24 protein-coding genes are annotated in these 20717 nt (G+C 69.6%); 15 read left to right on the top strand and 9 right to left on the bottom strand.

Translation table 11 applies throughout. The features are described from left to right. Window positions 1–32 precede the first annotated feature (32 nt). From BR85_RS12980 to BR85_RS12995, 4 genes are all read left to right on the top strand, one after another. Window positions 33–221 carry a hypothetical protein gene (locus BR85_RS12980; RefSeq protein WP_028497055.1) on the top strand — a complete coding sequence of 63 codons (189 nt, stop codon included), beginning with the start codon at window positions 33–35 and terminating at the stop codon, window positions 219–221. Beyond that, on the top strand, window positions 218–1096 hold the full coding sequence (locus tag BR85_RS12985) for an aldo/keto reductase (RefSeq protein WP_036273072.1): 879 nt from the start codon (window positions 218–220) through the stop codon (window positions 1094–1096). The genes BR85_RS12980 and BR85_RS12985 overlap by 4 nt, the downstream gene beginning before the upstream one ends. Window positions 1097–1206: 110 nt before the next feature. Continuing rightward, window positions 1207–2934: an ABC transporter ATP-binding protein gene (locus BR85_RS12990; RefSeq protein WP_028497056.1), complete on the top strand. Its 1728-nt coding sequence runs from the start codon at window positions 1207–1209 to the stop codon at window positions 2932–2934. A 14-nt stretch (window positions 2935–2948) separates the two neighbouring features. Further along, on the top strand, window positions 2949–4949 hold the full coding sequence (locus BR85_RS12995; protein WP_197018635.1) for an ABC transporter ATP-binding protein: 2001 nt from the start codon (window positions 2949–2951) through the stop codon (window positions 4947–4949). 3 nt (window positions 4950–4952) lie between these two features. Here the strand turns inward: BR85_RS12995 and BR85_RS13000 are convergent, their stop codons facing one another. From BR85_RS13000 to BR85_RS13015, 4 genes are read right to left on the bottom strand one after another with little or no spacing between them, the layout of a single operon-like run. Beyond that, window positions 4953–5678: a DUF72 domain-containing protein gene (locus BR85_RS13000; RefSeq protein WP_028497058.1), complete on the bottom strand. Its 726-nt coding sequence runs from the start codon at window positions 5676–5678 to the stop codon at window positions 4953–4955. A gap of 13 nt (window positions 5679–5691) precedes the next feature. Then, window positions 5692–6039, bottom strand: coding sequence for a hypothetical protein (locus tag BR85_RS13005; protein WP_028497059.1), 348 nt, complete (start codon window positions 6037–6039; stop codon window positions 5692–5694). Continuing rightward, window positions 6039–6614 carry a hypothetical protein gene (locus tag BR85_RS13010; protein ID WP_028497060.1) on the bottom strand — a complete coding sequence of 192 codons (576 nt, stop codon included), beginning with the start codon at window positions 6612–6614 and terminating at the stop codon, window positions 6039–6041. Before BR85_RS13010 ends, BR85_RS13005 begins: the two co-directional genes overlap by 1 nt. A 16-nt stretch (window positions 6615–6630) precedes the next feature. Then, window positions 6631–7776 (bottom strand): zinc-dependent alcohol dehydrogenase, encoded by a 1146-nt coding sequence (locus BR85_RS13015; RefSeq protein ID WP_028497061.1) that lies wholly within the window; start codon window positions 7774–7776, stop codon window positions 6631–6633. A 193-nt stretch (window positions 7777–7969) separates the two neighbouring features. On the opposite strand from BR85_RS13015, the gene BR85_RS13020 reads away from it, so the two are divergent. The 5 genes from BR85_RS13020 (at window position 7970) to BR85_RS14980 (ending at window position 13118) form a co-directional block, all read left to right on the top strand. Next, window positions 7970–9319, top strand: a complete 1350-nt coding sequence (locus BR85_RS13020) for an APC family permease (protein ID WP_028497062.1) — start codon at window positions 7970–7972, stop codon at window positions 9317–9319. A gap of 123 nt (window positions 9320–9442) precedes the next feature. After that, window positions 9443–10828 carry an ABC transporter substrate-binding protein gene (locus BR85_RS13025; RefSeq protein ID WP_231478724.1) on the top strand — a complete coding sequence of 462 codons (1386 nt, stop codon included), beginning with the start codon at window positions 9443–9445 and terminating at the stop codon, window positions 10826–10828. Between the two features lie 2 nt (window positions 10829–10830). Further along, entirely contained in the window at window positions 10831–11781 is a 951-nt protein-coding gene (locus BR85_RS13030) for a carbohydrate ABC transporter permease (RefSeq protein ID WP_028497063.1), read from the top strand. Then, window positions 11778–12695, top strand: a complete 918-nt coding sequence (locus BR85_RS13035; RefSeq protein WP_081782811.1) for a carbohydrate ABC transporter permease — start codon at window positions 11778–11780, stop codon at window positions 12693–12695. Before BR85_RS13030 ends, BR85_RS13035 begins: the two co-directional genes overlap by 4 nt. 84 nt (window positions 12696–12779) lie before the next feature. After that, window positions 12780–13118, top strand: a complete 339-nt coding sequence (locus BR85_RS14980) for a hypothetical protein (RefSeq protein WP_051526384.1) — start codon at window positions 12780–12782, stop codon at window positions 13116–13118. Window positions 13119–13152: 34 nt separating this feature from the next. Here the strand turns inward: BR85_RS14980 and BR85_RS13045 are convergent, their stop codons facing one another. Then, complete coding sequence (locus BR85_RS13045) at window positions 13153–13815, bottom strand: ThuA domain-containing protein (protein ID WP_081782812.1); 663 nt, start codon at window positions 13813–13815, stop codon at window positions 13153–13155. 62 nt (window positions 13816–13877) lie between these two features. Between BR85_RS13045 and BR85_RS13050 the strand changes: the two genes are divergently transcribed. Beyond that, the gene (locus BR85_RS13050; protein WP_028497066.1) at window positions 13878–15254 is read left to right on the top strand and encodes an MFS transporter; all 1377 of its coding nucleotides are present in this window, start codon (window positions 13878–13880) and stop codon (window positions 15252–15254) included. A gap of 10 nt (window positions 15255–15264) precedes the next feature. Here the strand turns inward: BR85_RS13050 and BR85_RS13055 are convergent, their stop codons facing one another. Together BR85_RS13055 and BR85_RS13060 are read right to left on the bottom strand one after the other, a co-directional pair. After that, window positions 15265–15930, bottom strand: a complete 666-nt coding sequence (locus tag BR85_RS13055) for an esterase/lipase family protein (RefSeq protein ID WP_028497067.1) — start codon at window positions 15928–15930, stop codon at window positions 15265–15267. After that, window positions 15927–16718 carry an alpha/beta fold hydrolase gene (locus BR85_RS13060; protein ID WP_231478725.1) on the bottom strand — a complete coding sequence of 264 codons (792 nt, stop codon included), beginning with the start codon at window positions 16716–16718 and terminating at the stop codon, window positions 15927–15929. Before BR85_RS13060 ends, BR85_RS13055 begins: the two co-directional genes overlap by 4 nt. Window positions 16719–16884: 166 nt before the next feature. On the opposite strand from BR85_RS13060, the gene BR85_RS13065 reads away from it, so the two are divergent. After that, on the top strand, window positions 16885–17979 hold the full coding sequence (locus BR85_RS13065; protein ID WP_028497069.1) for a fatty acid desaturase family protein: 1095 nt from the start codon (window positions 16885–16887) through the stop codon (window positions 17977–17979). Window positions 17980–18086: 107 nt separating this feature from the next. Further along, a complete protein-coding gene (locus BR85_RS13070) occupies window positions 18087–18821 on the top strand; it encodes a VIT1/CCC1 transporter family protein (protein ID WP_028497070.1) in 735 nt (244 codons plus the stop codon). A 4-nt stretch (window positions 18822–18825) separates the two neighbouring features. On the opposite strand, the gene BR85_RS13075 is transcribed toward BR85_RS13070, so the two are convergent. Further along, entirely contained in the window at window positions 18826–19344 is a 519-nt protein-coding gene (locus BR85_RS13075) for a MarR family winged helix-turn-helix transcriptional regulator (RefSeq protein WP_028497071.1), read from the bottom strand. A gap of 183 nt (window positions 19345–19527) precedes the next feature. Between BR85_RS13075 and BR85_RS15470 the strand changes: the two genes are divergently transcribed. The 3 genes from BR85_RS15470 to BR85_RS13085 are packed head-to-tail and all read left to right on the top strand — an operon-like array spanning window position 19528 to window position 20457. Beyond that, a complete protein-coding gene (locus BR85_RS15470; protein WP_155947983.1) occupies window positions 19528–19704 on the top strand; it encodes a hypothetical protein in 177 nt (58 codons plus the stop codon). Continuing rightward, entirely contained in the window at window positions 19701–20078 is a 378-nt protein-coding gene (locus tag BR85_RS13080) for a DUF7882 family protein (RefSeq protein WP_331280855.1), read from the top strand. The genes BR85_RS15470 and BR85_RS13080 overlap by 4 nt, the downstream gene beginning before the upstream one ends. A 19-nt stretch (window positions 20079–20097) precedes the next feature. Next, complete coding sequence (locus tag BR85_RS13085) at window positions 20098–20457, top strand: hypothetical protein (protein ID WP_036273078.1); 360 nt, start codon at window positions 20098–20100, stop codon at window positions 20455–20457. A gap of 59 nt (window positions 20458–20516) precedes the next feature. Here the strand turns inward: BR85_RS13085 and BR85_RS15555 are convergent, their stop codons facing one another. Then, window positions 20517–20675 (bottom strand): hypothetical protein, encoded by a 159-nt coding sequence (locus BR85_RS15555; RefSeq protein WP_166657818.1) that lies wholly within the window; start codon window positions 20673–20675, stop codon window positions 20517–20519. Window positions 20676–20717: the final 42 nt, after the last annotated feature.

A 20717-nucleotide genomic window follows, 5' to 3' on the forward strand; every position in this document is an offset into this window, starting at 1 on the left:
TCCTGGAACCGGAAACGAGAGAGGATGCCGCGATGAGCGAGCACGCGAACGATGACGAGAAGGCGGCGGGCGGGCTGGACGAGCACGGCACGCCGACCGCCGACGAGCACGGCGCCCCGACTGTCGATGACGCGGTGCGCGACGAGATGGACGGCGGCGCGCTGGCCGAGCCGGACGTCGACCTCGACGAGCCGCCGAGGCGCGCGGACGACGACGCGTGAACGCGGTCGCCACCACACCGGTCACGCTCGGCGCCTCGTCGCTCGGGACCCGTCCGGGCGCGTCCGAACTGGCCGACGCGCTGCTCGCCTCGCCGCTGGGCAACGTCGACACGAGCAACAACTACGCCGGCGGCCGCAGCGAGACCGCCCTCGGCGAGGCCATCCGCCGCGCGGGCGGCCTGCCGGCCGGGAAGCTCGTCTTTTCGAAGGCGGACAGCGACGGCGACACCGGCGTCTTCGACGGCGACCGCGTCCGGCGCTCGCTCGAGGAGTCGCTCGGGCGCCTCGGGCTCGACGCCCTGCCGCTGTACCAGCTGCACGACCCGTACACGATCGGGTTCGACGAGGCCATGGCGCCCGGCGGTGCCGTGCCCGCGCTGCTCGCCCTCCGGGACCAGGGGGTCATCGGGGCCATCGGCATCGCGTCCGGGACGATGGCGCAGGTGCACGAGTACGTCGAGACCGGCCTCTTCGACGTCGTCCTCTCGCACAACCGCTTCACCCTCGTCGACCGCTCGGCCGAGCCCACGTTCACGCGTGCCCGTGAACTCGGGATGACGGTCTTCAATGCGGCCCCGTTCGGCGGAGGGACGCTCGCGAACGGATCCGGCACGTACGGCTACCATCCGATGCCGGCCGATTTCGCGGCGCACGTCGACCGCGTGCGCAGCCTCGCGCGGGAGTGGTCGGTCGACCTGGCCGCTGCGGCGCTGCAGTTCTCGCTGCGGCATCCGCTCGTCGACACCACCGTCGTGGGCGTCAGCTCACTCGAACGGCTGAACGCCCTGCCGGGGCTGATCGGTGCCCCCGTTCCGGACGGCTTCTTCGCGGCGATCGAGCAGCTCGGACCACCGCCGCCCAGCGGCAACGACTGAGCCGGGAGCCCCGACGCGCCGGTGTCGGGGCTCCGTGCGACGCTCCCCGTAGACAGGCGCCGATCGCTCTGCGAAGCTATCGGGTCGGATCCACACGCTCGGAGATCTCGTTGCTCGGCAAACTCCTCCTCAAATACCTCGCGCAGTACCGCTGGCTGCTGCTCGGCGTCCTGGCCTTCCAGTTCGCGGCGGCGGTCGCCTCGCTGTACCTGCCCCGCCTCAACGCCGACATCATCGACCAGGGCGTCGCCCAGGGCGACACCGGCTACATCTGGTCCACGGGCCTGCTCATGCTCGTGATCTCGCTCGGCCAGATCACGGCATCCATCATCGCGACCTACTTCGCCGCGCGCGCCGCCATGGCGGCCGGCCGCGACATCCGCCGTGACGTGTACGAGAAGGTCAGCGGATTCTCCGAGCGCGAGGTGTCGCGCTTCGGGCCGGGCTCGCTCATCACGCGCAACACGAACGACGTGCAGCAGGTGCAGATGCTCGCCATGATGGGCGCCACGATGCTCGTCACGGCACCGCTCCTCGCGATCGGCGGCGTCATCATGGCGCTCCAGCAGGACGTCGGGCTCAGCTGGCTCATCGCCGTCTCGGTGCCGCTCCTGCTCGCCTTCGTGCTCATCATCATCAGCCGCATGGTGCCGCTGTTCCGCACCTTCCAGGAGAAGCTCGACGCCGTGAACCGCGTCATGCGCGAGCAGCTGACCGGCGTGCGCGTCGTGCGCGCGTTCGTCCGCGAGCGCATCGAGGAGGAGCGCTTCGCCGTCGCGAACACCGACATCATGGTCGTCGGCCGCAAGGTCGGCTCTCTCTTCGTCCTGCTGTTCCCCGTCGCGATGCTCGTCCTGAACGTGACCGTCATCGGGGTCATCTGGTTCGGTGCGATCCAGGTGGATGCCGGAAACGTCGAGATCGGGACGCTCTTCGCGTTCATGCAGTACGTCGCCCAGATCCTCATGGGGGTCCTGATGGCGAGCTTCATGACGATCATGATCCCGCGCGCCGCGGTGTCCGCCGAGCGCATCGGCGAGGTGCTTGCGAGCGAATCCACCCTGACCCGAGCGGAGAACCCGGTGACCGAGTTCCCCGAGCGGGGTGCGGTCGCCTTCGTGGACGCCGAGTTCACCTATCCCGGCGCGGACGCCCCCGTGCTGCACGGCATCACGTTCGAGGCCCGGCGCGGCGAGACCGTCGCGGTCGTCGGATCGACGGGTTCCGGCAAGACGACGCTCATCTCCCTCATCCCGCGCCTGTTCGACGTGACCGGCGGCGCCGTGCAGGTCGGCGGCGTCGATGTGCGCGAGGCCGACCTCGACCGGCTGTGGAAGGGCATCGGGCTGGTCCCGCAGCGGCCCTTCCTCTTCTCCGGCACCGTCGCCTCCAACCTGCGCTTCGGCCGCGAGGAGGCCACCGACGACGAACTCTGGCACGCGCTGGAGATCGCGCAGGGCCGCGACTTCGTCGAGGAGATGGAAGGGCGTCTCGACGCCCGCATCGCGCAGGGCGGCACGAACGTCTCCGGCGGCCAGCGTCAGCGCCTCGCCATCGCGCGCGCCATCGTGCACCAGCCCGACATCCTGATCTTCGACGACTCGTTCTCCGCCCTCGACCTCTCCACCGATGCGCGCCTCAGGCAGGCGCTGTGGCGGGAGCTGCCGGAGGTGACGAAGATCGTCGTCGCGCAGCGCGTCTCGACCATCACGGATGCTGACCGCATCGTCGTGCTCGAAGACGGCCGGATGGTCGGCGTCGGGACCCACGACGAGCTTCTCGCCACCAGCGACACCTACCGTGAGATCGTCGAATCGCAGCTGGGGGTGGAAGCGTGAGCGCCACCGAGAACATGACCGACGAGGAGCGCCGCGACCTCGAGCTGGCCGAAGCCGCCCGCCAGGATTCCGGCGACTGGGACAGCGTCAAGCCCGGCAAGGCCGCGAACTTCGGTCAGAGCTTCAGCCGTTTGATCGGCCTGCTGAAGCCCCACGCCGTCGCGTTCGTGTTCGTGTCGATCCTCGGCGCGCTCGGTGTCGTCCTCGCCGTCATCGCGCCGAAGATCCTCGGCGAGGCGACGAACCTGATCTTCACGGGCGTCGCGTCGAACGCGCTGGCCGCGCAGTTCCCCGCCGGCACATCGCAGGAGGTCGTGGTCGACGCGCTCCGCGGAGCCGGCCAGACCGACATGGCCAACATGATCGCGGCCATGAACGACTTCACGGTCGGCGCGGGAGTCGACTTCGAAGCGCTCCGCATGGTGATCGTGGCGGTCCTCGCCATCTACGTCGTCTCGTCGGTCCTCAGCTGGATCCAGGGCTACGTCATCAACGTGATCATGGTTCGCACGATGTGGCGCCTGCGCGAGTCGGTCGAGACGAAGATCAACCGCCTGCCGCTGTCGTACTTCGACAAGGTGCAGCGCGGCGAGCTCATTTCGCGCGTCACCAACGACATCGACAACATCACGCAGACGATGCAGCAGTCGCTGTCCGGCGTCGTGACATCGGTGCTCACCGTCGTCGGTGTGCTCATCATGATGTTCTCCATCTCGTGGCAGCTGGCGCTCGTGGCCCTCGTGTCGCTGCCGTTCATGGCGGTCATCTTCGGCATCATCGGGCCGCGCTCGCAGAAGGCGTTCGGCACGCAGTGGCAGAAGGTCGGACGCCTCAACGCCCGCGTCGAGGAGTCGTTCTCCGGCCACGCGCTGGTCAAGGTGTACGGCCGGGAGGTCGACTCGCGCGAGAAGTTCCAGGTCGAGAACGAGGAGCTCTACGAGGCCGCGTTCAAGGCGCAGTTCCTCTCCGGGATCATCATGCCCGGCATGATGTTCATCGGGAACCTGACCTACGTCGGAATCGCCGTGCTCGGCGGGCTCATGGTCGCGACCGGGCAGCTGACCCTCGGCTCCGTGCAGGCCTTCATCCAGTACTCGCAGCAGTTCACCCAGCCGCTGTCGCAGCTGGGCGGCATGGCCGCGGTCATCCAGTCCGGCACCGCGTCGGCCGAGCGCGTCTTCGAGCTGCTCGACGCGGACGAGCAGGAGCCGGACGCATCCGACGCGCCCGCGCCGGTCGACGGCGAGGGTGTCATCGAGTTCGAGAACGTCTCGTTCTCCTACAACCCCGAGCACCCGCTCATCACCGACCTGTCGTTCCGCGTCGAACCCGGCCAGACGGTCGCGATCGTCGGCCCCACCGGTGCCGGCAAGACGACGCTCGTGAACCTCATCATGCGGTTCTACGAGCTGGACGGCGGCCGCATCCTGCTCGACGGGCAGGACATCGCCGAGCTCACCCGCGACGACGTCCGATCCCGCACCGGGATGGTCCTGCAGGACCCGTGGCTGTTCGCCGGCACCATCCGCGAGAACATCCGGTACGGCCGCGAGTCGGCGACCGATCAGGAGATCGTGGATGCCGCGACCGCGACGCGCGTCGACCGGTTCGTGCACTCGCTGCCGGACGGCTACGACACGGTGCTCGATGAGGAGGCGTCCAACGTCTCGGCCGGCGAGAAGCAGCTCATCACGATCGCGCGCGCCTTCGTCGCCCAGCCGTCCGTGCTGATCCTCGACGAGGCCACGTCCTCCGTCGACACCCGCACCGAGCTGCTCCTCCAGCACGCGATGGCCGCCCTGCGTGAGGGGCGCACCTCGTTCGTGATCGCGCACCGGCTCTCCACGATCCGCGACGCCGACCTCATCCTCGTGATGGAGCACGGCGACATCGTCGAGAAGGGCACGCACGAAGAGCTCATCGCCGCCGAGGGCGCGTACTGGCGGCTGTACCGCTCCCAGTTCGAGCACGCCGCGACCGACCTGGTGGAGGAGCCGGCGCAGACCGAGGCCTGATCCTCAGACGCCGAGGAACCGGCGAAGGGTCAGGGCGTTGCGGACGGCGTGACCGTGCCCGTCGTTGTTGAAGTACGCCCAGATGTCGTGCCCGGTCGCCGACCACTCCCGGATGCGGTCGGCCCACCACCCGAGATCGTCGTCGGAGTACGAGCCCTCGTACAGCCGGTCGTGGCTCGGACCGTGGAAGCGGATGTACACGGTCGGAGACGTCGCGCGCAGGATGCACTCGATGTGCGCGCCGCTGACGACGCAGTACGCCGTGCCGTGCCGCTCCAGCAGGGCGAAGACGTCATCGTCGTTCCAGGTGGGGTGGCGCAGCTCGACGGCCGTCGTCATCCCCTGGGGGATGCGGGCGAGGAAGTAGTCCAGTCGGTCATCGTCGCGCTGCATGTCGGGCGGGAGCTGCACGATCATGCAGCCCGCCCGGTCGCCGAGCGCCCGCCACCCCCGCGTCATGCGCTCGAGCCACACCTCCGGATCGTAGAGGCGCTTTCCGTGTGTCAGGCCGCGGGGAGCCTTCACAGTCATCGCGAAGCCGGGCGGGAGCCGCTCACGCCACGCCGCGAACCGTGCATCGGGCGGCCAGCGGTAGAAGCTCGCGTTCAGCTCGACGGTCTCGAAGGCCTCGACATACCGCGCGAGACGCTGCCCGGCCGGCATCCCCGGCGGGTAGAGGACGTCCGTCCAGTGGTCGTAACTCCAGCCCGAGGTGCCGACCCGGATCACGCCGACCCGCCGTTCACTCCGCGTCGATGAGCTCGAGGAGCGCGCGCAGCTCGTCGCGGATCTCGGTGTGGTCGTGCTGCCCCGCCCGGCTCTCGCCCGCGATCACGCCGGAGCGGTGCACCTTGCGGAAGTCGCCGAACGGGAACGAGTACGCGCCCTTGGTCTCCCGGTTCTGCTCCTTGTCGATCCCGAGATGCCAGTGCGAGAACTCCGTCCACCCGTGCTCCTCGATGAAGCTGTTCTCCTCGTCGGCGGTGGGGGCGGCTTCCGACCAGGCGTCGCGGTCGTCCCGGACGACCTCGCCGGCACGGATGAGCCTGCGGGCGTTCTCGACGGCGGGCCGGTTCACCTCGATGGCCATCAGCGACCTCCTCGCGACACCACGAGCGCGCGCCCGAATCGGAACAGGCCGACAGCGGCGAGGACCCACGGGCCCACGACCAGCACGGGATCCATCCACGCGTGCTTCAGATCGACCCGCCCGCGCCCGAATCTCGAGGCGATCGGGTGTCGTCCGCGCTCGCCGAGGACCCCGGACTGGGTGATCGGGTCGTCCGGGCGGCGTGAGGCGAGGGATGCCAGGTGCGCGCCCGCGGAGTCCACCCGGTCCGCCGCGACCAGCAGCAGCCAGTGCGCCGTCTGCCCTTCGCTGTAGCGCGCGTACGCGAGGCGGCGGATCCCGCCGGCCACGCCGTGCAGCGGCTGCGCGGTGCCGAAGACCGGTGTCAGCCGGGTGTGCTCGACGGACTTCTCCCGCGGACCGAATCCGTGCTGCTGCTCGGGCAGGTCCCAGTGGGCGCCGGTGGCGATCCCGGGCTGCTCGCGAGGGAAGGCGGGGCGGTCGGCCGGGTCCAGGTCGGCGCCCCACCCCGGGATGCGGGCCCGCAGGGCCTCGGGGTCGTGCGGGCGGCCGGGCTTGTCGGCGGTGTACGGCATGTCGTCCTCCTTCGTCCTAGGCGACCGGGGTGATGATCGGCTTGATGATCCCGTCGAGCTTCGACGAGAAGACGTGGTAACCCTCCGCGATGTCATCCAGCGCGAACCGGTGCGTGATCAACTCGCGTGGCGCGATGCGGCCGGCGCGGATGTGCTCGAACAGTCGCGGCCACTGCCGTTTCACCGGCGCCTGATTCATGCGCAGTGTGAGGCCCTTGTTCATGGCATCGCCGAACTTCACGGAGCTGTAGAGGGGCCCGTAGGCGCCCATGACCGAGACGGTGCCGCCCTTGCGGACGGAGTCGATGGCCCAGTTGAGCGCGACGGGCGACCCGCCCTGCAGCTTGAGCTTCGCGGAGGTGACGTGCTGGATGACGTGACCGTCCGCTTCCGCGCCGACGGCATCGATCACCCGGTCTGCTCCGAGGCCGTCCGTCATCTTCTTGAGAGTCCGGACGACGTCGTCGACCTCCCCGAAGTGCAGGGTCTCCGCATACGCGAACTGCTCGGCCTTGCGCAGCCGGTAGTCGATGTGGTCGACGACGATCACCCGCCCCGCGCCCATCAGCCAGCAGGAGCGCGCCGCTGCGAGCCCGACCGGTCCGGCCCCGAACACGACGACGGTGTCGCCCTCGACGATGTCGGCGAGCTGGGCCCCGAAGTACCCGGTCGAGAACGCATCCGTCAGCAGCAGCGCATCCTCCGGGTGGATGTCGTCCGGGATCACGGTCGGTCCCACATCGGCGAACGGGACGCGGACCAGCTCGGCCTGACCGCCGTCGTAGCCCCCGGTCGTGTGCGAGTAGCCGTAGATGCCGCCGATGGCGGTCGCGTTCGCGTTGACGTTGTGGCAGTTGGAGTACAGGCCCCGTGCGCAGAAGAAGCACGAGCCGCAGAAGATGTTGAAGGGCACCATCACGCGGTCGCCGACCCGCAGATTCTGCACGGACGCACCCACGGACTCGACCGTCCCGATGAACTCATGACCGAAGGTGTGCCCCACCCGGGTGTCGGGCATCATGCCGTGGTACAGGTGCAGGTCCGAGCCGCAGATCGCGGCGAGCTCCACCCGCACGATCGCATCGTTGGGATGCTGGAGACGGGGCTCCGGCTTGTCGTCCACGCGGATCTTGTACGGCCCCCGATACGTCATCGCTTTCATGCCTCCGGTTCTAAACGCGACCCGTCGTGGGCGCAGGGGGGTTGCATCTCGCGCCGCGGTGTGGAAACGGACCGGCCCACGGACACAGGGATGCCCACGACGTCAAGCCCTTCGCGGTTTTCCGCTCGGTGCCTCAGGCTGTTCGACAGACTCGCTCTCCGGCTGTGCACGGCGGAGCAGGAAGGGACATGGCATGACCGTCGACACGGAACCGACGACGAAGCTGCACCGCGGCATCACCGGACCGCTGCTGTTCTTCTTCATCCTCGGCGATGTGCTCGGCGCCGGCATCTACGCGCTCATGGGGGTGCTCGCCGAGCGGGTGGGCGGGATGCTGTGGGCGCCGTTGCTGCTCGCGCTCGCCCTCGCGATGCTCACGGCGGGGTCGTACGCGGAGCTCGTCACGAAGTATCCGCGCGCCGGCGGCGCCGCCGTCTTCGCGGAGCGGGCGTTCCGGATGCCGCTCGTGTCCTTCCTCGTCGGGTTCAGCATGCTGGCCGCCGGGGTCGTCAGCGCCGCCGGTCTGAGCCTCGCGTTCGCCGGGGAGTACTTCCAGACGTTCCTCCAGCTGCCCGTGATCCCCGTCGCGCTCGTCTTCCTCGCCGTCGTCGCGGCGCTCAACGCCCGCGGCATCCGCGAATCGATGGCGGCGAACGTCGTCATGACGGTGATCGAGGTGAGCGGGCTCGTCATCGTCATCGCCGTCGTGGGCCTCATGCTCGCCGGGGGCGGCGGCGACGTCGCCCGCGTCACCGCCCTGCCGGACGGCGCCGGCGCGGCGACCTCCGTGCTCGCCGGCGCCATCATCGCCTACTACTCCTTCGTCGGGTTCGAGACGTCCGCGAACGTGATCGAGGAGGTGAAGAATCCGTCCCGCTCCTACCCCTGGGCGCTCTTCGGTGCCCTCCTGACGGCGGGTGTCGTCTACGTCCTCGTCGGGCTCGCGAGCGCGATCGCGCTCCCCGCCGCCGAGCTCTCCGAGTCCACCGGCCCGCTGCTGGCCGTCGTGGAGGCCAGCGGCGTCGCCGTCCCGTCCTGGCTGTTCAGCCTCATCGCGCTCATCGCCGTGGCCAACGGAGCCCTCCTGACGATGATCATGGCGAGCCGTCTGGCCTACGGCATGTCCGAGCAGGGGCTGCTGCCGTCGGCGCTGTCCCGGGTGCTCCCGAAACGCCGGACCCCGTGGGTCGCGATCCTCGGGACGACCGCGATCGCGATGCTCCTCACCCTCGTCGGCGACCTCGCCACCCTCGCCGAGACCGTGGTGCTCCTGCTGCTGTTCGTCTTCCTGAGCGCGAACGTGTCGGTCCTCGTTCTGCGGCGGGATGCCGTGGAGCACGAGCACTTCCGGGTGTGGACGGTCATCCCGTATCTCGGCATCGGGTCCTGCGTCCTCCTGCTCACACAGCAGCGGCCGATCGTCTGGCTGTTCGCCGCGGCGCTTCTCGTCGTCGGCGTCATCCTGTACTTCGCGACCCGGTGGGCGAGGCGCCGCGGCGCGCGCTCCGCGGACCCGGAGCGGGGTCCCCTCGTCCGGTCCTGACGCACCGCGGACTACTCGCGCTCTCGTCGACTGTCAAGCCCCTCCGGCGCGTTCCGCCCCCGCCCTATCTTCTCGCCACCGCCCACTGCCGGGCGCGCAGGGAACACATCGCAGGGGGCCATCGTGCGTACGACATCCAGACGATTCCTCGCCGCGGCCGCGGCGCTCACGCTCTTCGGCGGTCTCACCGGCTGCGCGCAGGGCACGGGCGGGACGGAGGACGACGACACCGAATACAGCCCGGACGCCGACCTGACCGGATCGCTGTCCATCATGGGCTTCTCCGGCGTGGACGAGGTCGCGACCTCACGGCTCGACCTGGCGAAGGAGGCGGTCGGCGACGTCGACGTAGAGCTCGCGGAGGGCGATCTCGACATGCAGCAGCTGCTGTCCGCGATCGCGACCGGGCAGCCGCCGGACCTCGTGTACGCCAACCGGGATCAGGTGGGATCCCTCGCCGCCCGCGGCGCGATCGTCCCCCTCGAGGACTGCATCGAGGGGGAGGGGATCCCAACGGACGATTTCGTGGAGTCCGGCCTCGCCCAGGTCACCCTCGACGACGACGTCTACGGCATCCCGGAGTTCAACACCGTGCAGCTGACGATGGCCAACGCGGACCTGCTCGACGCGGCAGGGCTTTCGCTGGATGACGTGAACGGGTCGGACTGGGACCGCATGGCCGATGCGGCCGACAGGATGATGGTCGCGCAGTCCGGCAAGCTCTCCGTGATCGGCGTCGACAGCAAGCTCCCGGAGTTCCTGCCGCTCTGGGCGAAGGCCAACGGTGCCGAGCTCATCTCGGAGGACGGCAGGACGGCGCAGCTGGACGATCCTGCCGTCGTCGAGGCGCTCGAATGGGCGGTCGGCATCTACGACGCGCAGGGCGGATTCAGCGCCGTGAAGGCCTACCGTGACTCCGCGGACTTCTTCGGCGAGGGGAACCAGTTCGCGACGAACGTCCTCGGCGCGATGCCCATGGAGCAGTGGTATGTCAACGTCCTCAACGATGTGTCGCCGGACGCTCCGGTCGCCTTCGACACGGTGCGCGACCGCAAGGGGGAGCCGCTCGCGTACGCCTCAGGGTCGGCGTGGGTGATCCCCACCGGGGCGGAGAACCCGGCGGCCGCCTGTCGCTTCGCCCGCGTCATGACGTCGCTGGACGCGTGGGAGGCCGCCGCGAACGCCCGCCTCGAGGCGCGGAACACGGAGGGCAAGGCGTTCACCGGCATCCTCACCGGCAACACGAAGGCCGACGCGATGATCCGCGACATGACGACCGCGGAAGACGAGCCGTGGGCGTCCGCGGTGGAGAAGATGTACGAGGCGAACGACGACACCTTCAGCCTCCCCGCGAACCCCGCCGACGCCGAGTTCAAGTCGGCGATGTTCGATGCCGTCAACGCCGTGCTGAACGGTCAGAAGGAGCCCGCCGACGCGCTCGCGGCGGCCCAGGAGAAGGCCCAGGCCGCGCTGGACGAGGGCTGGGACAAGCTGGAATCGAGTGACTGAGGATGAGCACGGCCGTCGCGGCGACGCAGCGGGCGCGTGATGCTTCGCGCGCCCGCGCCCGCCGGCGGAACGTCGGTGCGGCGTTCCTGTTCCTCAGCCCCTGGCTCGTCGGTTTCGTCGTCTTCACCGCCTGGCCGCTGATCTACAGCGCCTACCTGTCGCTGACCGACTACGACGTGATCAACGACCCCAGCTTCGTCGGACTGGACAACTATGCGGAGATGTTCCGCGACCCGAAGGTGGGTCTCGCGCTCGGCAACACGTTCCTGTTCACTGCTCTGCAGGTTCCGCTCTGCGTCATCGTGTCCCTGCTGCTCGCCCTCCTGCTGCACCGTGCGGGCCGCGCGTCGGGGTTCTACCGGACGATCTTCTTCCTCCCGAAGATGACGCCGCCCGTCGCCGTCGGCGTGCTCTTCCTGCTGCTGTTCAACGGACAGAACGGTCTCGTCAACCAAGCCCTCGAGGTCGTGGGCATCGACGGGCCCTCCTGGACCACCGACCCGGCATGGGTGAAGCCCGGTCTCGTCGTCATGAGCCTGTGGACCGTCGGCGCGTCGGTCATCATCCTCCTGGCTGCCCTGCAGAGCGTCCCGGAGGAGCTGTACGAGTCCGCACGGCTGGACGGGGCGGGATTCTGGCGGCAGTCGCTGAGCATCACGCTGCCGATGATCAGTCCGGCCCTGTTCTTCATCGTCATCGTCAACACGATCGCCGGGCTGCAGACCTTCGACGAGGCCTACACCGCGTTCTTCGGGGCCGGGAACACGACCTACAGCAACGACGCCGCGCTGTTCTACGTCATCTACCTCTTCCAGCAGGCGTTCGAGTTCCTGCACATGGGCTACGCGTCCGCGCTCGCCTGGTTGCTGTTCGCGCTCATCATGGTCGTCACGACGGTGCAGATCGTGATCTCGCGGCGGCTCGTCTACTACGAGGGGGAGGACGCGCGATGACCCTCTCCGCCACCAGGCCTCCCGCCGTCGCCCCGGACGGCGACGAGCCCCACGGCATCCCCGACCGAAGGAAGGCACGCCGCACGCCGCGCCGGGTGAGCCGCGTGCTCATCGGCCTCGCGCTGGCCGTCTTCGCCGTGATCTTCGCGTACCCGTTCGTGTGGCTCATCAGCGCCTCCTTCAAGCCGCGTGGACAGGTCTTCGACAACCGGCTCATCCCGGAGACCTTCACCTGGGAGAACTATCTCCGCGTGTGGCAGGAGGCGCCTCTCGCGTTGTGGCTGCTCAACACCCTCATCGTGACGGTGCTCGCAGCGGTGGCCGTCACGATCTCCAGTGCGATGGTCGCGTGGGGCTTCGCGTACTTCCGCTTCCGCGGGCGCAACGCGCTGTTCGGTCTGGTCCTGGCGACGATGATGCTCCCCGGCGCCGTCACCATGATCCCGACATTCCTCATCTGGAACTCCCTCGGCCTCGTCGGCACGCTCGTGCCGATGTGGGCGCAGAACCTCTTCGCGAGCGCCTTCTACGTCTTCCTGCTGCGGCAGTTCATGCTCGGCCTGCCGCGGGACCTGTTCGACGCAGCCCGCGTCGACGGTGCCACGCAATGGGGGGTCTTCTGGCGGATCGCCCTGCCGCTGAGCAGACCCGCCCTCGCCGTGACGCTCGTCTTCGAAGTGCAGGCCGTCTGGACCGACCTCATGCGGGCGCTGATCTACCTGCGCGACGCGTCGACGTTCACGATCCCCCGCGGGCTGAAGTCCCTCGTCGATGCGTTCGGGTTCGGCGGCGAGTGGCATTGGGAGATCATCGTCACCGCGAGCGTCATCGCCACGATCCCGATGATCATCATCTTCTTCCTCGGTCAGCGACAGATCATCCAGGGCATCAGCGCGGGAGGGCTGAAGGGATGAGCACCGCCGGACGGCGGGTAGGCACACGTGCCGGGCAGATGCAACCCCCAAGCGTGCGGGGCGAGCGTCGGAGAGGATGGCGTCATGCAGCGACTCCACTACACCGGTGACTCGATCCTCATGGCGGATGAGACGGCCGCGGCGCTCCTGGACTATGCGTCCGCGCTCGCGGAGGCGAATGCATCGGATGTCGTCGCTGTGCCCGCCGTCGACGAGGAGGGCCGGTCGACGAAGGCCGAGCTCCTCATCGGCCCGGCCAGTCAGCTCTACACGATGCCGGTGGCCGGCCTGGACGAAGTGCCGCCCGACGCCGACGTGATCGCGGAACTGCAGCTGCGCGCCGCGAAGGTGCGGCCCTCCCGCCCCATCACAGAGGAGACCGAGCTCTCCACGTTCGTCCAGGGAGACGACGACCTCGTCTGACGGCCCGCCGCAACGCCATCCGTGTGCGGCATCGTCAGCCGCGAGCGGCCCAGCCTGCCAGCGCTGCGAGCATCGCCCGGCGGCCCGCGGAGTCGTAGGAGCGCTCGTCGTGGCCGAGCAGGTCCACCGCGACGCGGGCAGCGCCGACCTCACGCACCCACGCGGTCGGCGCCGACGTCCCCTCGTGGACGTGGTGGGCGACCTCGACGCGCTCGCCGAGGAGCTGCAGGCCGAGGTAGCGCTCATCCTCGACCTCGAAGTCGGCGATGGGCCCACCGCCCGGCAGCACGCCGCCGCGGATGGGCGTGACGCCGAGCGGCGGATGCCAGGAGACGTCGTCCACCCAGAGACCACCCAGCAGCCCCGGCCCGCCCGGATGCGCCTGCAGGCAGCGGATCCCGATGTGCACGGCCAGGATGCCGATGCCCCGCGCCACCGCGGCGGCGAGTCCGGCGGCGGCATCGTCCGGCGGCGGGGCGTCATCCGACGGCGCCCCCGCGTGCAGCACCAGGAGATCGACGCCGCCGAGGCGGGTCAGTGCGCGGTCGACGTCGTCGTCGACGCTCACGTCGAACCCCGCATCCGCGAGCGTGGCCGACACGAGCGGCGTCGTGCGCGGGAACGGATGCCACGGGTCGGCGTACCGCCCCGCGCCGCTCGCGATGAGTGCCCGCATCCGACCTCCGGCTCCCGTCATCCATCCCACTGTAGACACCGGTATCCGCCCCGGCACCCCCGTCAGCGGCGTAGGTTGACCGCATGAGCGCACCGATCACCGGCCCGTCCCGGATCGTCCTGACGGTCGCCGTGCTGGCATCCTTCGTCGCGTTCCTGGACGGCACGATCGTCAACGTCGCGCTGCCCGCCATCAGCCGTGAGCTCGGAGGCGGGCTCGTGACGCAGCAATGGGCCGTGGACGCCTACCTCATCACGCTGGGCGCCCTCATCCTGCTCGCGGGCTCCGTCAGCGACGCCTTCGGCCGCGTCGTCGTGATCCGCCTGGGTTTGATCGGGTTCGGCATCGCCTCCGTCGCCGTCGGGCTCGCCCCCGATCCGACGGTGCTCATCGCAGCGCGGGCGCTGCAGGGTGCCGCGGGGGCCTTCCTCGTGCCGAGCTCGCTCGCGCTCATCACCTCGACGTTCCAGGATGCCGTCCAGGCGCGCGCCATCGGGATCTGGACGGCGCTCACGACCGCCGCCATGCTCGTGGGGCCGCTCCTGGGCGGCCTGCTCATCGACCTCGCCTCCTGGCGGTGGGCGTTCTTCATCAACGTCGTCCCGATCGCGGTGACCCTCCTCCTCGTGCCACGGATGGGCGTCCACGACGTGCGGCAGCCCGGTGCGCGGGTCGACTGGCTGGGCGCGGCGCTCTGCGCCGTCGGTCTCGGCGCGACGGTCTTCGCGCTCATCGAGCAGGCCCGTCTCGGGTGGCAGGACCCCCTCGTGTGGGGCACCGGCGTCGCGGGTGTCGACCTCCTGGTCGCATTCGTGCTCCGGCAGCGGCGGGTCACCTCGCCCATGCTGCCGCTCGAGCTGTTCCGGGTGCGGAACTTCTCCGCGGGCAACCTGGCCACCCTGCTCATCTACGGCGCACTGTCGCTGAACGGCGTGGTGGTCGCGGTGTATCTGCAGGAGAGCGCCGGACTCTCCGCGACGGCCGCCGGCCTGGCAAGCCTGCCGTCGACGGTTCTCCTCGTCCTCCTGAGTTCCCGGGCCGGAGCCCTCGCGGGCCGCTGGGGTGCCCGCATCTTCATGACGGTCGGTCCGCTCGTCATGGCAGCGGGCTGCCTCCTGCTGCTGACGGTCGCGGATTCGTTCTCCTACTGGTGGCAGGTGCTGCCCAGCATGCTGGTCTTCGGGCTGGGTCTCGCCCTCACCGTCGCTCCTCTGACGGCGGCGATCCTCGGTTCCATCGAGGCCGCCCACGCGGGGGTCGCCTCCGCCGTGAACAACGCGGTGGCCCGCATCGCGGGACTCCTCACGATCGCCTCGCTCGCGCTGATCGTCGCGGGGGACCTCGATCTGGCGGGCCTGCACCGGGCCGCGGTCGTCTGCGCGGTCCTGATGGCCGGTGGGGGCGTGGTCTCCTGGCTCGGCATCCGCGACACCGGAAGCACCCGCGTCGAGGCCGCCTGATCCCGACAGGTCAGGCGGCGGCGGTCTCCACCTCCGCAAGCACACGCGGGTGCGCGAGGATGCGGAAGTGCCCGCCCGTCGTGAGCATGATGTTCCGGGCCCCGGCCAGCTCGCTGCGCTCGGGGATGTGCGGGTCGAACGTGCCGTAGATCGAGACGATACGGGGGTTGAACGTCGCCTGACCGCCCAGGGCCACGATCGTGGCATCCCGCGGGGAGAACATCCGCAGGGTCCGCGCCGGAAGCAGCCGGGCGTAGCGCGACCCGCCGAACGGCGTGGCGACGGCCACCATCGACCGGACGCGGCCGCCGGCGGGCCCCACCATGACCTGCTTCCCGACCAGCCCGCCCTTGCTGTGCGCCACGAGGACGACATCCCGGAGATCGTGCTGCACGAGGTACGCGGTCACCTTCTCGGCCATCTCGGCGACGGGGCGCCGGTTGCGGCGCAGCAGCTCGACGACGTGCACCGGGTGACCCCGGCCATGCAGCGCCCCGACGAGGGGCTGCATGAACTTCCACGTCTCGTAGACGCCCGGCAGGACGACGATCGGCGTCCGGTCGCCGGTGCGGAACGTCGCCGGGTCGGTGCGGTTGAAGGTAGCGCGCAGCTGCCAGAGGCCCGCGTAGGCGTAGTCCCGTGCCCACCACACGAGGATCCGCACCAGCCGGATCACGCCGTCACCTGTGCACGCCCCGTGAGAGCCCGGATCGCGGATGCCACGGCGCGCGGCGCCGTGTGCTGGACGACGTGGAAGCCGCGGGGGATCTCGACGAGCGTGGCGGACGCGGCGGCATCCCGCAGCGCCCGGCACCACTCGCGGCCGGCGATCGGATCGCGGGCGCCGCGAAGGACGAGGAGCGGCACGTCGAGCGCGGCGACGCGCTCCTCGATCGGATACGACAGCATGTGCCGCACCTGCGCCAGGTACCAGGGCACGCCGCAGCGGAGGTAGTCGGTGAAGACGATGCCGTTGACGGTGGGGGACTCGCCCAGCGTGTCGAGCGCCAGCGCGCTCAGCTGGGCGGGCAGTGTCCGGTGCGCCGCATCCGCGACGGGTCCCATGATGACGACGTCGGTCACGAGGTCGGGACGCTGCGCCGCCGCCTCGACGACCCATTGCGCACCCATCGAATGACCGACCAGGACGACGGGTCCGAGGCCGAGCCCGGCGATGACGGCGGTGAGACCGTGTGCCATCGCCTCCACCGGGAGGTCCCGTCCGGGCTTCGGAAGACCCGCGTACCCCGGCAGGTCGATGGAGTGCACCGCGCCGTCCACGGCCAGGGTCGCATGGAGGCGGGAGAGATAGCGGTGCGAGGCGCCGATCCCGTGCACCAGCACGGTCGGCGGGAGTGCCGCCGATGCCGCCGACGGACCCGCCGAGATCACCCGGAACGCCACGTCGTCCACGTCCACCCGCCGGGGCGGACGCGGGGCGGGTTGCGCGGCGGCGATGGTCACACACGCGAGTATGCGCGAGATCCGGGCGACCGGGCAGCGGGTTGCCATCGGCATCCCACCGCGCTATGCCGACTCGCGCGCGCGTGCCCGCGAACCTGTGAGGCGTACAGACTGCGGGCGTACCGTTCGGAGTACGCGTCGCAGCCCTGAACACGAGGAGGGCATCGTGGACGTCATCCGCACCATCCCCCGCACCGACCGCACGGCCGGTCGGACGGTCAGCGAGTTCTCGGAACTGGCGCAGAAGGTCCGCGACAGCGGTCTCCTCCGCCGGCGATACGGCTACTACTGGTCCAAACTCATCGGCCTGCCGGTGCTGCTGGCCGCCTGCCTCGTCGCGTTCGCGGTGATCGGCGACACCTGGTGGCAGATGTTCACAGCCGCCGTGCTCGCCGTCGTCTTCACGCAGATCGCCTTCCTCGGCCACGACGCGGCGCACCGCCAGATCTTCGTGTCCGGACGGTGGAACGACTGGACGAGCCTGGTCCTCGGGGACCTGCTCGTCGGGATGAGCTACGGCTGGTGGCAGCACAAGCACACCCGACACCACGCCAACCCCAACAAGATCGGCGCCGACCCCGACATCGAGCTCCCCGTCATCGTCGTGGCGCCGGAGCAGCGTGCGCGTCCCCGCGGTCGCGTCATCCAGTGGCTGCGGGCGCACCAGGGCATCTTCTTCTTCCCCATCCTGCTGTTCGAGGGCGTCTCGCTGCACGCGTCGGGCATCCGCCGGGTCGCGGTGCGCGAGCACCTGGATCGTCGGTGGGTCGAGATCGCCTTCATGCTGGTGCGGATCGTCGGCTTCGCGGTGCTCGTCTTCCTCGTGCTGTCGCCCGGTGTCGCGTTCGCGTTCCTGGGCGTGCAGCTCGGGCTCTTCGGGTTCTACATGGGCATCTCCTTCGCCCCCAACCACAAGGGGATGCCGATCGTGCCGCGCGACATGAAGCTCGACTTCCTGCACCGCCAGGTCATGATGAGCCGGGATGTGCGCGGCGGCCGGGTGCTCGACGTCGCGATGGGTGGACTGAACTACCAGGTCGAGCACCACCTGTTCCCGTCCATGCCTCGCCCGCACCTGCGGCGGGCGGCGCCGATCATCGCCGAGTACTGCCGTGAGCACGGCGTCCCGTACGCGAGCGTCGGACTCCTGGCCTCGTATGCGATCGTCGTCCGCTACATCAACCGCGTCGGGCTCGGCGAGCGCGACGTGTTCACCTGCCCCCTCGTCGAGCAGCGGAGCTTCGTCGGCGGGCATGCGTGAGGCGAAGTGCAGGAGCAGCTGGTGCCGGTGGGGCGGATGACGGCACTCCTGTCCCACCCGTCACACTCGGTCCTGCAGTTCGCGCCGCGGAGGACTAACCTGGCGGTATGACCACACCCTCCAGCGTCCCGACTCCCGTCGGACACGCCGGTGAACCGCATGCCGCCGGCGTCTCCCAGCGTCTGAACTGGCTGCGCGCCGGCGTGCTCGGCGCGAACGACGGCATCGTCTCGACGGCAGCCGTCGTCGTCGGCGTCGCGAGTGCGACCTCCGAGTCGCTTCCGGTCCTCCTCGCGGGAGCGGCTGCCCTCGTGGGTGGCGCGATCTCCATGGCGCTGGGCGAGTACGTCTCGGTGTCGAGCCAGCGCGACAGCGAACGGGCGCTCATCGCGAAGGAGCGCCGGGAGCTCGTCGAGGAGCCCGAAGAGGAGCTCGAAGAGCTCGTCGGACTCTACGAGGCGCAGGGTCTGAAGCCCGAGACGGCCCGTCTGGTGGCCGTGGAGCTGACCGAGAAAGATGCGCTGAAGGCGCACCTGTCCATGGAGCTCAACATCGACCAGGACGACGTCGTCAGCCCCTGGCATGCGGCGTTCGCGTCGGGCGTCGCCTTCACGATCGGCGCGCTGCTGCCGCTCGCGACCATCTTGCTGCTGCCGCATCCGGCACGGATCGTCTGGACCTTCATCGCGGTGCTGGCGGCGCTCGCTCTCACGGGCTACGTCGCGGCCTGGATCGGCGGCTCCAGCCGGGGACGCGCGGTGGTGCGCACCGTGATCGGCGGCCTGCTGGCGCTGGGCGCCACATTCGCGGTCGGGACGCTCTTCGGCGCCACCATCGCCTGACGCCTCAGCGCGCCTTCGCGTCGGCCTCGGCCAGCATGTCGAGCGAGTCGGCGAGCTTCGTGATGATGTCCGCGCCGATCTGCGCTTCCTCGGGGGACAGGGACTCGATCACCTGGACGACGGCGCGGTGGTGCGCGGCGAACGCCTCATCGACCCGGGCGATCGCCTCTTCGGTCGGCACGAGGTAGTGGGCGCGACGGTCGTGCGGATGCTGCACCCGCTCGATAAGGGAGCGGTGCACGAGCCGGTCGACGACGTTCGTCACCGTGGCGCTGGACGTGTCCAGCATGACGATGAGGTCCTTCGGGCTGAGGTCCCGCCCGTCCCGGTAGCCCTGCACGAGATAGCGCAGAGCGGACAGATCGAGGTGCGACAGCCCGGCACGCGTCAGCGTGCGCTGAGCCTGGACCCTCTCCGCCTCCCGAAGCCGGAGGATCGCGGCACTCAGGCGCTGCCCCTCGGCCGACGACGGGGGATCGGCGTAGAGGTGCTCGATTTCGTGCCGCATGACCAGCTTCGGCATATCAACCTCCGGAAATCCTCGTAATCCGCGGCGACGTCGGCGTTATCGGAACCTTATCGCGATGGCGTTGAGACGAGTATATACGCAATGCTGTGTGACAGCTGGAAAGTAACACAGCAAGTGTGATACATATTTAGTTAGATTCACATCCGCCGAGATCGGCACCGACAGAAGGAGCGACGAATGACCACCGAGACGCACGCAGTCGCATCAGTCCCCGCGCCGGTCACGGCACCCCACGTGGGCCTCGGAACGGGGATGATCCCCCGCATGCGGCCCATCGGACGTGGCGGACTCGCGGACATCATGGCGGTACGGCGGCGGCAGCGTCGCCTCCAGCTGACCGCCCAGGCCGCGTGACCGCCACCATCATGAACACCAAGAGCGAGAGGACCATCGCCATGGGAAAGCTGTACTACGGAAGTGCCGGTGAGCCCATCCAGGTTTCGGACCGACTGCTGGCGCACCTCAAGTTCGTCGCGACCACCAAGCTGCGCCGCCAGGAGAGCTTCGCGCTCAACATCCTGCACCCGAGCAGCGAGGACGCCGGCCGCACGACCCTCTGGATCCAGCCGGCCATCCCCCTGCGCTTCGTGTTCAGCTCCGCTGAGCCGGAGGCGCTCGATCGGGAGCTCATCAAGCAGCTCGCCGAGGATGCCAACACCACCGGCGGCATGACGCTCGACGCACGCGAGACGGCGCGACCGCTGAACGCGGTGCCCGCCGCCGCGTGAGCTTCGTGAAGGAGGAGTGATGGCAATCCCCATCGCGCCGCGGCTCGTGCTCGAGCCGCTCGATGAACGGTCCTGGCGGCTGCGCGATCGCGACGTCGCGGCATGTGAAGCGGCCAGCGTGATCGCCTATGTCGAGCAGGCCGCGGACGAGTCGTACGAGGCCACCTGGGTCGCCCATCCCGGCGGCACCGACGTCTACACGACGCTCGCGCACCTGCTCGCCGACGCCGAGATGCGCGTGGCGCTGCATGCCCCAGAGGCACCGCGAACCGCCGTCGCCGTCCCGGAGGACGCCCTCCTGGACGAGGTCGACGAGTTCGAGGATGCGCTCGAGGAGGAGTGGATGCGGATGTACGGCGAACGCCCCCTGGGGGTGTGACCCCGGGCGGGAAGAGGGCCGGAGCGCGATGCGCTCCGGCCCTCTCCGCGTGCTGGGCGTCAGGTCTGGCGGCGGACGAAGCGCAGCAGCCAGGCGATCACCGCGATGATCACGATGATGAGGCCGATCCAGAGGAGGAACTTCGCGGCCTCGACGAACACGCCGAGCAGCAGCAGGACGACGCCGACGATGAGCAGGATGACAGCGAGTGAGGTCATGACGCCATGCTCCCGCGCGCGGGACGGTCGCGTCCACGGGTT

Source organism: Microbacterium sp. UNCCL10 (assembly GCF_000746195.1).
GTDB classification, from domain to species: Bacteria; Actinomycetota; Actinomycetes; order Actinomycetales; family Microbacteriaceae; genus Microbacterium; species Microbacterium saccharophilum.

Bases quoted from the DNA above. Each gene is read 5' to 3' on its own strand.
- BR85_RS13020 (WP_028497062.1), top strand. From the start codon at position 7,970: ATGACCGTCGACACGGAACCGACGACGAAGCTGCACCGCGGCATCACC.
- BR85_RS13070 (WP_028497070.1), top strand. From the start codon at position 18,087: ATGACCACACCCTCCAGCGTCCCGACTCCCGTCGGACACGCCGGTGAA.
- BR85_RS13045 (WP_081782812.1), bottom strand. From the start codon at position 13,815: ATGACGGGAGCCGGAGGTCGGATGCGGGCACTCATCGCGAGCGGCGCG.
- BR85_RS13015 (WP_028497061.1), bottom strand. From the start codon at position 7,776: ATGAAAGCGATGACGTATCGGGGGCCGTACAAGATCCGCGTGGACGAC.
- BR85_RS15470 (WP_155947983.1), top strand. From the start codon at position 19,528: ATGACCACCGAGACGCACGCAGTCGCATCAGTCCCCGCGCCGGTCACG.
- BR85_RS14980 (WP_051526384.1), top strand. From the start codon at position 12,780: ATGCAGCGACTCCACTACACCGGTGACTCGATCCTCATGGCGGATGAG.
- BR85_RS13005 (WP_028497059.1), bottom strand. From the start codon at position 6,039: ATGGCCATCGAGGTGAACCGGCCCGCCGTCGAGAACGCCCGCAGGCTC.
- BR85_RS13050 (WP_028497066.1), top strand. From the start codon at position 13,878: ATGAGCGCACCGATCACCGGCCCGTCCCGGATCGTCCTGACGGTCGCC.
- BR85_RS13010 (WP_028497060.1), bottom strand. From the start codon at position 6,614: ATGCCGTACACCGCCGACAAGCCCGGCCGCCCGCACGACCCCGAGGCC.
- BR85_RS12995 (WP_197018635.1), top strand. From the start codon at position 2,949: ATGACCGACGAGGAGCGCCGCGACCTCGAGCTGGCCGAAGCCGCCCGC.
- BR85_RS12980 (WP_028497055.1), top strand. From the start codon at position 33: ATGAGCGAGCACGCGAACGATGACGAGAAGGCGGCGGGCGGGCTGGAC.
- BR85_RS13085 (WP_036273078.1), top strand. From the start codon at position 20,098: ATGGCAATCCCCATCGCGCCGCGGCTCGTGCTCGAGCCGCTCGATGAA.
- BR85_RS13035 (WP_081782811.1), top strand. From the start codon at position 11,778: ATGACCCTCTCCGCCACCAGGCCTCCCGCCGTCGCCCCGGACGGCGAC.
- BR85_RS13030 (WP_028497063.1), top strand. From the start codon at position 10,831: ATGAGCACGGCCGTCGCGGCGACGCAGCGGGCGCGTGATGCTTCGCGC.
- BR85_RS15555 (WP_166657818.1), bottom strand. From the start codon at position 20,675: ATGACCTCACTCGCTGTCATCCTGCTCATCGTCGGCGTCGTCCTGCTG.
- BR85_RS13075 (WP_028497071.1), bottom strand. From the start codon at position 19,344: ATGCCGAAGCTGGTCATGCGGCACGAAATCGAGCACCTCTACGCCGAT.